15 protein-coding genes are annotated in these 13,800 nt (G+C 66.5%); 4 read left to right on the forward strand and 11 right to left on the reverse strand.

Features of this window, described 5'->3' with window-relative positions; translation table 11 throughout:
* Nucleotides 1-147: 147 nt before the first annotated feature.
* A complete protein-coding gene (locus ACYZGB_RS15325; RefSeq protein ID WP_462389468.1) occupies nucleotides 148-720 on the reverse strand; it encodes a TetR/AcrR family transcriptional regulator in 573 nt (190 codons plus the stop codon).
* 105 nt (nucleotides 721-825) lie between these two features.
* Here ACYZGB_RS15325 and pdxH point away from each other — a divergent pair, with 105 nt between their 5' ends.
* Entirely contained in the window at nucleotides 826-1,464 is a 639-nt protein-coding gene (gene pdxH, locus ACYZGB_RS15330) for a pyridoxamine 5'-phosphate oxidase (protein WP_462389469.1), read from the forward strand.
* A 16-nt stretch (nucleotides 1,465-1,480) separates the two neighbouring features.
* Here the strand turns inward: pdxH and ACYZGB_RS15335 are convergent, their stop codons facing one another.
* From ACYZGB_RS15335 to ACYZGB_RS15375, 9 genes are all read right to left on the reverse strand, one after another.
* Nucleotides 1,481-2,437, reverse strand: coding sequence for an AEC family transporter (locus ACYZGB_RS15335; RefSeq protein WP_462389470.1), 957 nt, complete (start codon nucleotides 2,435-2,437; stop codon nucleotides 1,481-1,483).
* 215 nt (nucleotides 2,438-2,652) lie between these two features.
* Nucleotides 2,653-4,275 (reverse strand): PAS domain-containing protein, encoded by a 1,623-nt coding sequence (locus ACYZGB_RS15340; protein ID WP_462389471.1) that lies wholly within the window; start codon nucleotides 4,273-4,275, stop codon nucleotides 2,653-2,655.
* A 301-nt stretch (nucleotides 4,276-4,576) separates the two neighbouring features.
* Nucleotides 4,577-6,625, reverse strand: a complete 2,049-nt coding sequence (locus ACYZGB_RS15345; RefSeq protein WP_462389548.1) for a TonB-dependent receptor domain-containing protein — start codon at nucleotides 6,623-6,625, stop codon at nucleotides 4,577-4,579.
* A 332-nt stretch (nucleotides 6,626-6,957) separates the two neighbouring features.
* Complete coding sequence (locus tag ACYZGB_RS15350; protein ID WP_462389473.1) at nucleotides 6,958-7,395, reverse strand: hypothetical protein; 438 nt, start codon at nucleotides 7,393-7,395, stop codon at nucleotides 6,958-6,960.
* Between the two features lie 19 nt (nucleotides 7,396-7,414).
* A complete protein-coding gene (locus tag ACYZGB_RS15355; RefSeq protein WP_462389475.1) occupies nucleotides 7,415-8,113 on the reverse strand; it encodes a DUF3299 domain-containing protein in 699 nt (232 codons plus the stop codon).
* 55 nt (nucleotides 8,114-8,168) lie between these two features.
* Nucleotides 8,169-8,420, reverse strand: a complete 252-nt coding sequence (locus ACYZGB_RS15360) for a hypothetical protein (protein WP_094286078.1) — start codon at nucleotides 8,418-8,420, stop codon at nucleotides 8,169-8,171.
* Nucleotides 8,421-8,480: 60 nt separating this feature from the next.
* Nucleotides 8,481-9,716 (reverse strand): FtsX-like permease family protein, encoded by a 1,236-nt coding sequence (locus ACYZGB_RS15365; protein ID WP_462389477.1) that lies wholly within the window; start codon nucleotides 9,714-9,716, stop codon nucleotides 8,481-8,483.
* 2 nt (nucleotides 9,717-9,718) lie between these two features.
* Entirely contained in the window at nucleotides 9,719-10,396 is a 678-nt protein-coding gene (locus ACYZGB_RS15370) for an ABC transporter ATP-binding protein (protein ID WP_462389478.1), read from the reverse strand.
* Nucleotides 10,393-10,818 (reverse strand): transcriptional repressor, encoded by a 426-nt coding sequence (locus ACYZGB_RS15375; protein WP_462389480.1) that lies wholly within the window; start codon nucleotides 10,816-10,818, stop codon nucleotides 10,393-10,395. Before ACYZGB_RS15375 ends, ACYZGB_RS15370 begins: the two co-directional genes overlap by 4 nt.
* A 161-nt stretch (nucleotides 10,819-10,979) precedes the next feature.
* Between ACYZGB_RS15375 and ACYZGB_RS15380 the strand changes: the two genes are divergently transcribed.
* Nucleotides 10,980-11,234 (forward strand): hypothetical protein, encoded by a 255-nt coding sequence (locus ACYZGB_RS15380; RefSeq protein WP_462389482.1) that lies wholly within the window; start codon nucleotides 10,980-10,982, stop codon nucleotides 11,232-11,234.
* Between the two features lie 32 nt (nucleotides 11,235-11,266).
* Here ACYZGB_RS15380 and msrA read toward each other — a convergent pair whose 3' ends face one another.
* The gene (gene msrA, locus ACYZGB_RS15385) at nucleotides 11,267-11,803 is read right to left on the reverse strand and encodes a peptide-methionine (S)-S-oxide reductase MsrA (RefSeq protein WP_462389484.1); all 537 of its coding nucleotides are present in this window, start codon (nucleotides 11,801-11,803) and stop codon (nucleotides 11,267-11,269) included.
* A gap of 102 nt (nucleotides 11,804-11,905) precedes the next feature.
* On the opposite strand from msrA, the gene ACYZGB_RS15390 reads away from it, so the two are divergent.
* Together ACYZGB_RS15390 and ACYZGB_RS15395 are read left to right on the forward strand one after the other, a co-directional pair.
* Complete coding sequence (locus tag ACYZGB_RS15390) at nucleotides 11,906-12,604, forward strand: TetR family transcriptional regulator (protein WP_462389485.1); 699 nt, start codon at nucleotides 11,906-11,908, stop codon at nucleotides 12,602-12,604.
* Between the two features lie 7 nt (nucleotides 12,605-12,611).
* A complete protein-coding gene (locus tag ACYZGB_RS15395) occupies nucleotides 12,612-13,790 on the forward strand; it encodes an efflux RND transporter periplasmic adaptor subunit (RefSeq protein WP_462389486.1) in 1,179 nt (392 codons plus the stop codon).
* Nucleotides 13,791-13,800: the final 10 nt, after the last annotated feature.

Consider the following 13,800-nt stretch of genomic DNA (forward strand, 5'->3'; position numbering starts at 1 on the left):
CCGCCTTGCCCGAAGGGTTGGAGTGAAATCGGGCGACAAGGCCGCCCCGGCTGCTTGCATGGGCATGAGCCCATGCTGCGCATCCGAAGCATCCATTCATCCCGATTGCACTCCAATGCGATCCCCGAAAAGATTTTGAACAGGTTCTCAGGCCTTGATCGCGTCCCAGCACAGGCCAAAGGCCATCTGGTGCACGGCGTCGTCGTCGGGTAGCACCTGGGTGCGGATCAAATTGCCCGTCTCGCGCACCGAGCCCACCAGGCTGGCGGTGAGCAGCGGGATGGGCACGGCCTTCAGAATCTCTTGCTGCTGCCCCTCTTCCATCAGGGCAAAAAAACCCGCCATCAGCCGGGTCGAAAACTCGCGGTTGCCCTCGGTGAACCAGGGCGAGTTGTAGTACTGCTCCTGAAACACCACCTCGGCATACTGGTCCAGCCGGTGGCGCAGCAGGTTGCCCCAGATGCGCCGCACCCGCCCCCGGTACGGCGTGCCGGGCACCACACCTTCCATGATGCGGGCGGCGGTCACGGTCTTGGCGTCCTGGTAGAGCTGGCTGATGAGTTCGTCCTTGGACGGGTAGTACACATACAGCGTGCTGGTGGCCAGCCCCGCGTTGCGGGCAATCTCGGCCATGGTCAGGCCGCTCAGGCCCGTCTGGGCCACCAGATCGAAGGTGGCCTGGGCTATCGCGCGCTGCTTTTCGTCATCTTTGGGTTTCATCGCTGCGCCAATATAAGCGAATAAGAATTCGACAACAACCCGGCCCACCTTTGGCCACCTGGCGCGGGGCCCAGGCGCCCAATCCCGGCGTGCACAATCGTGCCCATGACCACCTCCATCGCCGACCTTCGCAAGAGCTACGAGCGCGCCGAACTCAACGAAGACGCCTCGCACGCCGCCCCCCTACAGCAGTTTGACCAGTGGCTCAAAGAAGCCATCAACGCCCAGGTGCCCGAGCCCAACGCCATGACCCTGGCCACCGTGGGCAGCGACCTGCGCCCCAGCACGCGCATCGTGCTCATCAAGGGGTATGACGAGCGTGGAATTGTCTGGTTCACCAATTACGACAGCCGCAAGGGCCGCCAGATTGCAGGCAACCCGTTTGCGGCGCTGCAGTTCCATTGGGTGGAGCTGGAGCGTGTGGTTCGCATCGAAGGCACTGTGGAGAAGGTCAGCGACGAGGAGAGCGACGAATACTTCCACAGCCGCCCGCTCGACTCGCGCATCGGCGCCTGGGCCAGCCCGCAGAGCCAGGTCATTTCAGGCCGGGGCGTGCTGGTGGCCAACGCGGCCAAATACGGTGCGCAGTTTTTGCTGAAGCCCCCTCGTCCGCCACACTGGGGTGGGTATCGCCTCAAGCCTGACCAGTGGGAGTTCTGGCAGGGGCGCAAGAGCCGCCTGCATGACCGGTTGCGCTACCGGCTGGATGGGGGCGAGTGGGTGCGGGAGCGGCTGGCGCCCTGAACCTGGGCTGCAGTGGTCACCCCACCACCCACCGCGTCACCACCACAATCACCACCGGCATCGTCACCAGCCCCAGCGCGGTAGACACGGCCACGCTGGCCGTCACCTCTTCTTCTGCCACGCGGTAGCGCTGCGAGAACAAGAACACGTTGGCCCCCACAGGCAGCGAGGCGGCCACGATCATCACCGCCAGCGGCAGGCCCGACAGGCCCAGCGCCCAGCCCAGGGCGGCCAGAACGACGGGGTGCACCACACATTTGACGAGCGCAATGCGCAGCGCCGCCTTGAACTGGTGGCCCACCTTGGTAAACGCCAGCGTTACCCCCACCAGCAGCAGCGCAATCGGCCCCAGGGCCTGGCCGAGCAGCAGCAGGGGCTTGTCCACCACCTGGGGCACCACCAGGCCGGTTTGCGCAAACAGCAGGCCTGCAATGATGGGCAGCGGCACCGGGTGCACGATGCCGTTGCGCATGGCCTGCAGCACGGTGCGCCACATGGGCTGCTGCGTGCCGCCCGCCTGCCCGGCGTGTTCGCGTGCGGCGGCCAGCTCGAACACCACCGTGGCGGCGGTGAGCAGGATGAGCGAGTGCACCGAGATCAGCGTGAACAGCGTGACCAGCCCCGCATCGCCAAACACCAGGCCCACCAGCGGCACGCCGATCATCAGCGTGTTGCTGAAGGTGTTGGCCAGCGCCCGCGCCGCGCCCAGCGTGTTGAAGCCCTGCAGCGCCAGCGTGGCGGCATACACGATGCCAAACGCCACAAAGTAGATGCCCACGGGGCCAAAGTTCAGGTCCTGGATGTGCACCGTGCTCATGGTGCGAAACAGCAGCGCGGGCGTGAGCACCATGAACACCAGGTTGGCCAGGTCCTTGACCGACGCCGCGCGGATCCAGCCGCGCCGCCCCACATAAAAGCCGATGGCAATGAACAGGATGACGGGGATCAGCGAGGTGAAAACGGGCGAGTTCAAGATGGTAGCCGGCGCGCGAACGCGGCAAGAAGGGGCAAGCGGGGGGCGGCAAATAGCCAGCAGCAGGGCCCTATTGTGGCCTGGGCGGCCGCCGAACGCGCGTCTCTACACTATGAATTTAATAGCTGCCAGCGCTTTACCAGAAGGCGGAAAAGGCCATTTTGATGCAGAAACTCACGCTATCAGCACCGGCCCGCGATCCCTGGCACGGCGCTTTATTGAAACACGCACACGCCCAATGACTGACTTTTGGCGCGGTACATGGCAGTGTCTGCAGCGCGCAGGTAGTCATCGACCGTCGCCAGCCTGGATGCGCTGCTGGCCAATCCGATACTCGCACCGCTGATCACGATGTGCCTGCCAATCACGTAAGGTACTTCCAAGGCAGCGGCAATCTGCCCTGCGCGTTGGCTGGCTTCAGCGGGATCAATGGACTCCAACAGCACATTGAACTCGTCGCCCCCCATGCGGGCGACCAGATCCACCGCCCGCACGCAGGATTCGAGCCGCCGTGCCACCTGTTGCAATAGCTGGTCGCCCACATGGTGCCCGTAGCTGTCATTGACGGCCTTGAACCGGTTGAGATCCAGCAGCAGCACCGAGAACATCGTGGCTCCATCGCGTGTCGGCACGCCATCACCGTTCACTCCGTCGTTCTGCTGCAGCGCGATGAGTTGCGAGAGGCGATCGCGAAACAACGGCCGGCCGGGCAAGTTGGTCAGCGCATCGTAGGAGCTGCCCCGCTCGGCCAGATCGCTCAACGAGCCTGCCATGCGCACGGGAACACCCTCTTCGAACTCGGCGAGCCCGCGCCAATTGACCCACACCAGCCGCCCAGCCCCATGGAAGGCACGGAAGTCCACCGAAAAGTTCGGGCTGTTTCCCGATAGGTGCCTGCGGTAGGCCTCCTGCACGCGCTCGCGATCCTCGGTATCGATGAGCTGCTCCAAAAAGCGCCAGCCTCCGTCATGCACAAGATCGGCGCTACCCAGTCCGACGATCTGGAGAAAACGCCCGGACACATGCAGCGCGTCCGTTCGCAAGTCCCAATACCAGATACCGTCATTGGATCCGCGCGTCGCCAGCGAACAGCGGTTTTCGGAGCGCAACAACTCGAGTTCGGTGTTCTTCTGCTGGGTCACGTCGATCATCAGGCCGATCATGCGGTTCGGCCGCCCCGGCTCGACCACTGCACGGCACAGATCACGCACCCACACGACCTTGCCGAACTTGGCAATCAGCCGATAGCTCATCTCGTAGGCATGGCTGTGCGTGGCGTTGTAAGCGGCATCGTCGATGCGCAGTGCCTCCTCCAGATCGTCGGGGTGTACATGCGCCCGCCAGAAGCCCGGGTCAGCCCGCCATTCCTCGACGGAGTAGCCGAACAAGCGTTCGACCTGCGGACTCAGGAAGGTATTGCCCACGCCGATTTCAGCCTCCCACACCACGCCATCAATGGTTTCCAGCAAGCGCAGAAAGCGCTGGCGAATTTCCACCAGCACCTGCTCGGTGACCTCGGTGATCTCGATCAGGACACCCTGGCGGCTGATCACCCGGTCCGCCACATCCGTCTCCGGGTGGAGCTGCAGACGCACCCAGCGATAGTCCGCGTCGGCAAAGCGCAAGCGGAACACCGGCATGCCCGAGCGCATGGTGCCGATGTCGTCGGGATGCACGAACTCCAGCAAAGACCTGCCGAGCGCCGCCGCCACCGAATGGCCGGTGAGCTTGTGCCACGCCGGGTTCAGGTAGGTGATCTGCCACAGCGCATCGGTTTGCACCACCGCCTCGGGAAGCAATTGCAGCAGGTTGGCGGACGGCGTGGGCGTGGTGGGCATGCAGGGCTATCGCAAAACGGGGCAGATACGGCAAAGGCAACGCTGAACAAGTCCTTCGCGCGTCGCGCTACCCGGCTTGGGGCGGCCTGCTGCGCTGCCAATCCCATTCCAACATCGGGTGCACGCCATCGCCGAGGCTCGGGCCGCGTCGCCTTGACGGATCGGAACATCAACCATCTGAAACCAAGTATGGCATGCATCCAGGCCCTCCTTGGTTTCGGTGGTTTGGGCCAATGACGTGTGCGAGCTAGCAGCGCCCTGCCCCGCCGCTGGCTCGCTCATATCACGACGGCATCACCCGTCAGAACGCCACCTTCACCCCCACCGTCACATTCCGCCCCATCAACGGCGCGGCGTTTTTGATGAAGGAGGTGTGTGCATACGCCAAGCGGTCCGTCAGGTTGGTGCCCTTCAGGTACACCTGCCAGGGCGTGCCGCTGCTGAACTGGCCGTTGTAGGCGAGGCCCACATTCAGCATGCCGTAGCCGGGGGTTGCAGTTTCGAAGGCGGCGATGCGGTTCTGGCGGGCCACCTGCACCCATTCCACCTGGCCTTCCCAGGCGTTCCAGTTTGCATCCAGCCGCAGGCCGGCGCGGGTGGCGGGGATGCGTGGCAGATTGCCTGCGCCGTCGATCTTGGCGCGCACGGTGTCGCCGAACAGGGTGACGCCCAGGTTGCGCGTGAGGCGTTGGCGCACCTGGCCTTCGATGCCGGTGAAGGTGGCGTCGGCCTGGCTGTATTGCAGCAGTTGCAGGCCGTCCAGTGCATCGAGCGTGCGGCCGTAGATGTAGTTGTTGATGCTGTTGCGGAACACGCTCACGCCAAAGGTGGTGTCGCCCGCCGTCTTTTTCAGGCTGAGGTCGAAGTTCTGCGAGGTTTCGGAGCGCAGGCTGGCGTCGCCGCGCTCGTACGTGCTGGTGGCCATGTGCAGGCCGCGTGCGTACAGTTCTTCGGCCGACGGGGCGCGGCTGGCGCGGGTGAAGGATGCTCCCACCTGGTAGCCGGGCGTGAACTTCCAGACCGCGCCCAACGATGCCGACGTGCCGTTGTGGCTGCGTTCGATGCCACTGGTTTCGGCGCGGGCGGTCTGGCGGTCGTGGCGCAGGGCGGCTTCAAAGCGCCAGTCGCCCAGGCGGTATTCCTCCAGCGCAAACAGGCCGGTGCGGCGGGTGACGGTGGGTTGCACGTAGGCTTCTTCACCCTCGGCGCTGAACTTGCGCTGCGAGGTCTGCAGGCCGATCACGCCCTTGAACCCGGCAATGGGCTCGTGCTGCAGCTCGATGCGGGTGTCGTAAGCCTTGTTCTTGAAGGTGGTGGCGATGGTGCCGCCCTCGACTTCATCGTGCACGTAGTCCGTTACACCCGCGCGCAGGCGCAGAGCCGAGAAGCCCGCAAAGGGGTTGCGCAGCTCGCCCCGGATGTCGAAGCGCTCGCTGCGCAGATCGACCACCGGGACGTCGCCATGTTCGGCGCCATGGTCATGGTCGTGGCCGTCTTCGCCCTCCTCGCCTTCGTGGGCGCCGCAGTGCAACTGGTTGCCATGGGTGTGGCAGCCCTCAAAGCTGTGGTTGTGGCCCGGCAGGCCGTACTTGGCGGCCTGGCGGGTGTAGGCCGCGCCCAGGTAGCCCCGGTCGCCCACCCACGACAGACCCACACTGCCGGTGTTGGTGCGGTTGAAGCTGCCCAGCACCTTGCGTGTGGCTTCGCCCTCGGGCGCCCAGCCTTTGCCCACGCGGTAGTCGCCCGCGTCGCGCGCCACGCCTTCCACATGCACGGCCAGGTTGCCCGTGCCGCCCGTCAGCGAAAAGGCCCCTGCCCCTTCGCGTGCGCCGGTGTTGGCACGCAGTTCGGCACTGCCCTCCAGGCCCTTGGCCGGGACGGCGGTGGGCACCTTGCCATCCAGCACATTGACCACGCCGCCCACGGCGCCGTTGCCGTAGATCAGGGCCGAGGGGCCGCGCAGCACTTCGATCTGCGTGGCGAGCATGGGCTCGGACACCACGGCGTGGTCGGGGCTGATGGTGGAGGCGTCATGCAGCTCGGCGCCGTCCGACAGCACCTTGACGCGCGGACCGTCCATGCCGCGGATGATGGGGCGGCTGGCACCGGCGCCAAAGTGGCTGCTGGTGATGCCGGGCTCGCTGTTGAGCGTTTCGCCCAGCGTGGCCTCGCGGCGGCGCACGAGCTCGTCGCCCTCCAGCACGGTGGCAGGCGTGGTCATGTCGCCGGCACCCAGTTGCAGGCCGCTGGCAGAGACGGTGACGGGCGGCAGGCTGGGTGCGGCTTCGGCGGCCGCCGGGGCCGTGGTCTGCGCCTGGGCGATGGGGCCTGCGCCCGACAGGGCCAGCATGGCGGCCAGGGCCACGGGGTGCAGGGTGGTGGGGCGGCGGCGCTGGGGCATTGTGGGGTGGGCGAAGGAGAGAGAGGTCATGGTGGTGGCTTGCAACAGGGGCATGCGCTGCGCCACACCGGGCGGGCCGGGTGTGTGCGGGCAGGCAGACAGCTTCACGCCTGGTGGGCGTGAAAATATGAGTGAAAACAGCCTTTTGCGCGCATCTGTATTGCGCTTTTAGCTATGAAATTGGGAGTAATGGGTGCCGAGAGGCGCTTGCGCACGGTGCGACCCCGGCCAGGGGCGGCTGGGGGGCCACGGCGCCAGGAGGTGCCAACGCGGGCAGGCGCTCAGGCCGCTGGCGGGCCCCGCGCCAGGAACAGCGCGGTGTGCGGGAGCGTGGTACGCCCGGCGGGGGGACAAGGCTGCGCCTGCGCGGGGGCGGCCTCGGGCAGCGCCAGGGGGGCGCTGTGCAATGCGTCGCCCAGCGCGAGCTGGTCGAGCAGCAAACAATCGGCGGGGGCGTGACCCGCCACCAGCTGCGCGAGCAGCCCGTGGCCGTGCTCGGCGCTCGCCGTGTCTGTGATGTGGGCATGGCCCTGCACCCGGTCCAGCGCATCGCCATGCACCACCTGGTGCAGGCGCCCCAGGCTGGGGGCTGCGACCAGCGCCAGCACCAGCCATACCAGGGCCAGGTGCGCCCACCAGCGCGCAGGCGCACCCTGCCCTGCACCGCGCGGCAAGGCGGGCAGCCGGGGCTGGAGCGGGCCGAAGCAGCGGCGCGTCATGGGAGGGGTCAGAGTCGGGTCACTTCACCTGCACGGCATCGACCACGCGGTAGTACAGGCCGTACTGGTCGTTGGTGAGCACGGTGAAACGGCCCTCGACCACCACGGGCTCCATCGAATAGCGCACGGGGGTCTTGGCCTTGACCTCGACCATGCTTTCGGGCCCGCCGGGCAGGCAGAACGAGCACGTCATGGGCACGGAGGTGAGCAAAAAGTGCGTCTGCGTAGCCTTGGCGTCCAGCGGCATCATGAAGCCCTGGATGCGCTGCACCGTCTTGTCCATGCCCTTCTGTGCCTCGTTGAACACGGGCACGATGCCGTCCTTGGTGGTCTTGCGGGTCAGGTCGGTCAGCACCGACCAGGGGATCACGTCATTGCGCTGGGGCAGCGGCGCGATGGGGCTGTTGGGGTTGTGGTAACCCGCCCCGGTGCCGGATGGAATGCCAGCGGCCGCCCCGGCAGACAGTGGGGACGAGAGCACGGGGGCTGCGCCCGCCCCGCCCGCCGCCGCAGGCGCTGCAGCGGTTTTACCCGTAGCCCGCTCGAACGCGCCCGGCTCGGGCTTGGTGGCCGGGGGCTGGCCAGACGCCTGGGCCAGCACAGCCCCGGCGCAGCACAGCAAGGTGGCCGCTGCCGCCGCCTGGCGTGCGGCACGGGCGCGGCGGGCGGCGGGTTGCCAGAAGGCAGTGGTCAGGCGAGAGGGCTGGTGGGTGGCCATGGCGGGAGAACCTGTGGGTGGGGGCGAACGAGGGGTGGAAGCGGTGCGCTGCGACTCAGTGCGCGTGCTTCATGCCGCAGTATTTTCCGATAGCCAGGTTTTTGCAGGCGGCCTGCAGGTCTTTCTGGCACTGGTCATGGCCCTTGCCAGACTCCAGGCATTTGGCGGCGGCCTCATGCGCGGCGGCCATCGCGCGGTGGCGGGCGATGTCCTCCTTGGTGTCCTTGTCGTTGTGTGCCTGGGCGTGGGCCAGGGCACCGGCGAGGAGCATGGGGGCCAGCGCAAGAGCGGTGAGGAGTTTTTTCATGGAGGGGCTTTCAGGTTGAGTTGGTAGGGGGTTTGTGGCGGTCAGAACTCGGCGGCTGCATCAGGGCTGGCCGAGCAGGTCCGCCACATCGGTGCGGTACGCCTGCATCGCGGGCAGCAAGGCCGCCAGCGCTGCCACACCCGCTGCCAGCAGCGGCACACCCGCCTCGGCGGGCAGCCAGATGAGGCCGGTCACGGGCAACAGCCCTTGCGCCTGCAGCGCCCAACCCAGGCCATGCGCCAGGCCATGGCCCAGCAGCAGCCCCAGGGCAGACGCCAGCGCAGCCAGCCACAGCGCCTCCCACAGCACCAGCCCCGCCACGCGGCCGGGCGGCGCGCCCAGCATGCGCAGCATGGCCAGGTCGGCGCGGCGCTCGCGCACGGCGTTCCACAGCGCGATGAACACGCTCAGCGCGGCCACGGCCAGCAGCACGCCGCCAAAGGCGCGCAGCACATCGGCGCCCACGCCCAGCAGACGCAACAGGCGCGTGACCTCAATGGCGGGTGCCGCCGCCTGCATGGCGGTGTCGGCGTTGATCTTGCGCGGCAGCGTGACGGCAGCCATGGGCGTGCGGTAGCGCACCAATGCCACGGTCACTTCGCGCTCCTGTTTCATGATTTCCAGGTCCTCCGCATCGTTGGCTGTGGCGGTCTCGTGCACCATCCAGACGGATTCGGTGCTGGTCAGGATGAGCCGGTCAAGCACGCAGCCGCAGGGCGCGAGCACGCCGCTCACGCGGTAGGGGTGGTTGCCATGCGCGTGCCCTCCCCCGCCCAGCCCGTGGCTGCCGACAAAGGTGGCACCTACCAGCGGCGCACCGGCATGGCCGCTTTTGACAATGCCACGCGCCACGCTGGCGCCCAGCACCGCATCCATGGGCTGCTGCCACAGCGCGCCCTCGGCCAATTGGGCCCCGTAGTGCGCCACGTAGTCGGGCGTGGTGCCCACGATGCGAAAGCCCTGGTAGCTGTCGCCCAGGCTCAGCGGGATGACCTGCGCCACCAGCGGGTTCTTCTGCAGCGCCTGCACTTCTTGCAGCGGGATGTTGCCGGTGGGCACGTCGATGTGGAACACGCCCGCCAGGATCAGCTGCAGCGGGCTGCCCTTGGCACCCACCACCAGGTCGATGCCATCCAGGTCGCGCTCAAAGGCCTTGTCGAGCTGCGTGGCCACCAGCAGCACCAGGGTGATGGCAGCCAGGCCCAGCGTGAGCACCAGCAGGTTGAGTACCGCCGCCAGCGGGCGGGACCACAGGTAGCGCCAGGACAGGTGGGCCAGTTTTACTATGTTTTTCATAGCTACTCGCGCCCTTCTGTTGCGCGGTAGGCCGCTATTTCATTCAAATCCAGCGTCTGCGCACCGGCCAGGGCCGACACCACACGCTGGTCGTGCGTGGCAATGATCAGGCTGGCATCGCAGGCGGCGGCGCTGCGCTGCAGCAGTGTCAGCGCATCGGCGGCAGCTTCGTCGTCCAGGCTGGCCGTGGGCTCGTCGGCCAGCAGCACCTGCGGCGCCAGCAGCACGGCCCGCGCCAGCGCCACGCGCTGCGCCTGCCCGCCCGAGAGCTGGTGCGGCTTGCGCTCGGCCAGCTCGGCCACGCCCACCTGCCCCAGCGCGCGATGGATGGCCGCATCGTCGCGCGGCAGCCCGGCCGCAAAGTAGACCAGTGCGAGGTTGTCAGCCACCGTGAGCGCGCTGCTGAGGTAGAGCTTCTGCGGCAAAAAGCCGATGGTGCGCGCGCGCCAGGCATCGATCTCGGCCCCGCGCTGCGTGCCCAGCTGCGTGCCCGCCACAAACAGGTCGCCCCCGCTGACTCCGCGCAGCCCCGCCATCAGCGCCAGCCAGGTGGACTTGCCCGTGCCAGAGCGCCCGCGCAGCAGCAGCGTGCCGCCCTGGCGCAGATCCACATCAGGAAAACGCAGCGGCGCAGCGCCGCCGGTGGCATAGGTGTAGGAAAGCCCCCGGGTGCGGATCATGCGGCGGTCCCTTCTGCCGGGTGGGCGCACTCCACACACCGCCCGTGCACGGCAATGTCCACCGCCAGGCTCTCATGTCCCGCTGTGGCCAGGGCCAGCAGCACCTGCTTGAGGGCGTTCTGCACCTTGGCCGAGCCCTGCGACAGGCGGAACTGGCGGTGACAGTCGTCGCATTCAAATCTTGGGGCTGTGCCCTCTTCTCCCTGTGGAGCGCGCGTGTAGCGGGTGACGCGGGCGGCATCCACCTGCTTGTGCAGCAGCCCGGCGCCGGCAAAACGGTCGAGCATGCGGTAGACGGTGACTTTGTTGACCGGGGCGCCCGCCTCAACCAGCGCCGCTTCGACTTCCGCTTCGGAGAGTGCGGCGTCGGGGCGCGTTTCATACAGCGCCGCCAGCGCCCGCGTGGCGCGCGTGGCGCGCATGCCGGGGGGGAGCGACCAGGGCTGAGGGAGGGAGGATGAAGGGACTGGAGCGGGCATGAGGCACTGCGGCAGGCTGAAAACGCCTTTAACGCAATTGGGTTGCATTATGCGCGCTCTGTCCACGCCTTTTACTATGGTGGCTCCGCATAAAGGGCCACTCAATGGGCTACGAATACACGCTGAAGGTACAGAAAGAATTCAGAGCCGCCGTTGCAGAGCAAGCCAGTACAGGCATATCTCATATTTACGAGCGTTTGCCCGCAGGTGCTTCGAAGCATGTCAGCCTCTCGCCCGTCCCGGAAGGTTTGCTGCTTTGCGACTATTTGTCGCATGAAAGCGATGCAGCGATGGCCCTTCAACGGGCGGTTCAATGGCTGCTTCTGCACGCCCCGGAGGTCACTATTGCAGAAGCTTGACATGGTGTGACAAAGCAGGACCCCACGATGAACTAGGCCTTCAGGTACTTCGCAAACGTCTTCCTGAACTTCTCTACCTTTGGCCCCACCACAAACGCGCAGTACCCGGCGTTCGGGTGCTTGGCAAAGTAGTCCTGGTGGTACGCCTCGGCCGTGCTGTAGTTGGCGAGTGGCTTCACTTCGGTGGTGATGGGCGCACCAAACAGCTTGTCTTGCGACATCTGGCGAATCATGTCATTGGCAATGTCACCGTGCATGGGGTCTTCGTAGTAGATGCCGCTGCGGTACTGCGTGCCCACGTCGTTGCCCTGGCGGTTGAGCGTGGTTGGGTCGTGGGTGTGGAAGAAGATCTCCAGGATTTCTTCCAGGCTGATCTCGTCGGCATCAAACGTCAGGCGCACTACCTCGGCGTGGCCGGTATCACCCTCACAGATCTGCTCGTATGTGGGGTTGACGGTGTGGCCGTTGGTGTAGCCGCTTTCCACATCGGTGATGCCGCGCACGCGGTCGAACACGGCTTCGGTGCACCAGAAGCAGCCGCCGCCCAGGGTGATGGTTTGCAAAGTCATGGGGTCCTCGGGTTCAAACGGAGACAGAGCCTTGGATTATGAATTGACGCCCCAACCCGTGCTTGCTACATTACTAACCGGTCAGTCATTAACTCAAGCGCCTTGTCTCCCACACCCTTTTCTTCTTCGACAGCTGCAGGCACCAAACGCGAGCGCCGCAAGGAAGCCCGCCCGGGAGAACTGCTGGAGGCCGCACTTGACCTGTTTGTCGAGAAGGGGTTTGCCGCCACACGGGTGGACGAGGTGGCAGCGCGTGCCGGGGTGTCCAAGGGCACGCTGTTTCTTTACTTTCCCAGCAAAGAAGAACTCTTCAAGGCCGTGGTGCGCGAGAACATCGCCGGGCGCTTTGCCGAGTGGAACAACGAACTGGAAAGCTTTGTGGGCACCACCAGTGAGGTGCTGCGGTATTGCTACCAGGTTTGGTGGGAACGCATTGGCGCCACCAAGGCGTCCGGCATCACCAAGCTGATGCTGAGCGAGGCACAAAACTTCCCTGAGATCGCGCAGTTCTATCAGCACGAAGTCATTCTTCCCGGGCAGGCGCTGATCCGTCGCATTCTGGAACGAGGTATTGCCCGGGGTGAGTTCCGCCCCGTGAATCTGGACTACGCCGTGTACCTGGTGCTGGCCCCCATGATCTTCCTCATGATGTGGAAGCACTCGGTGGGCGCCTGCGTGCCCGATGCCTTGGGCATGACGCCAGAGCAGTACATCGAGATGCAGGCCGACAACATCCTGCACGGGCTGTGTGTGCGGCCCGGCACCACCCCGCCCGCCCCCTCCTCTTCAACCCCTGTTTGATCAGATCATGAAACGCTGGATTCCCTGGGTGGCGGCAGCCATCGCCGTTGTGTTGGTGGGCAGTGGGGTCTGGCGTGCCATGGCCGCGCGGCAGGCGCAGCAAAAAGCCCTGAGTGAGGCCACCGCGCAGCGCGTGGCAGCGCCGCTGCAGTTGGGCGCCGACGAGGTGCTGCGGGTGGCGCAGGTCAACCTGCCGCTGGGCGTGCCGGTGTCGGGCGCGCTGCGGGCGGTGGATTCGGCCATGGTCAAGGCACGCGTGGGTGGTGAACTGCAGGGCCTCACGGTGCGCGAAGGCGATAGCGTGAAGGTGGGCCAGGAGGTGGCGCGCATCGACCCTACCGAGGCCCGCGCCCGCTTGCGCCAGGCGCAGCAGCAGGCCGATGCAGCCAAATCCCAGGTGGACATCAACCAGCGCCAGTACACCAACAACCGTGCGCTGGTGGACCAGGGCTTTATTTCACCCACCGCGCTGGTCACCTCCCAGGCCAGCCTGGAGGCCGCCCAGTCGAGCTACCAGGCGGCCGTGGCTGCGGCCGATGTGGCCCGCAAGGCGCTGGACGACACCGTGCTCAAAAGCCCCATCAGCGGCCAGGTGGCACAGCGCCTGGCGCAACCGGGCGAGCGCGTGGCGGTGGATGCCCGCATCATCGAGGTGGTGGACCTGTCGCGCCTGGAGCTGGAGGCGCTGCTGCCCCCGGCCGACTCCGTGGCCGTGCGGGTGGGCCAGAAGGCGCAACTTTCCGTTGAAGGAATGCCAGCACCGGTGACGGCTACGGTGGTGCGCATCAACCCCAGCGCCCAGGCAGGCAGCCGCACGGTGCCGGTGTACCTGCGCGTGGAGCAGGCCCAGAACGCAACGCCGCTGCGCCAGGGCCTCTTTGTGCAGGGCACGCTCGACACCGGCCGCGCCGATGTGCTGGCCGTGCCGCTTGATGCGGTGCGCACCGACAAGCCCGCGCCCTACCTCCAGACACTGAAAGATGGCCGCGTGGCCTATGCCGAAGTCAAGACGGGCACACGCGCGGTGGTCAATGGCCAGCCCCTGGTGGCGGTGGAAGGGGTGCCTGTGGGCACACCCGTGATTGCTGGCCGCATCGGTCAGTTGCGCGAGGGCACGGTTGTGTCTATTGCCGGGGCGGCCGCTGCGGCTGCCGCTGTGCCTGCGGCCTCCCGCACGGCGCCCTGAGCGCCCCGTC

It is taken from the genome of Acidovorax sp. Q11, from assembly GCF_054950075.1.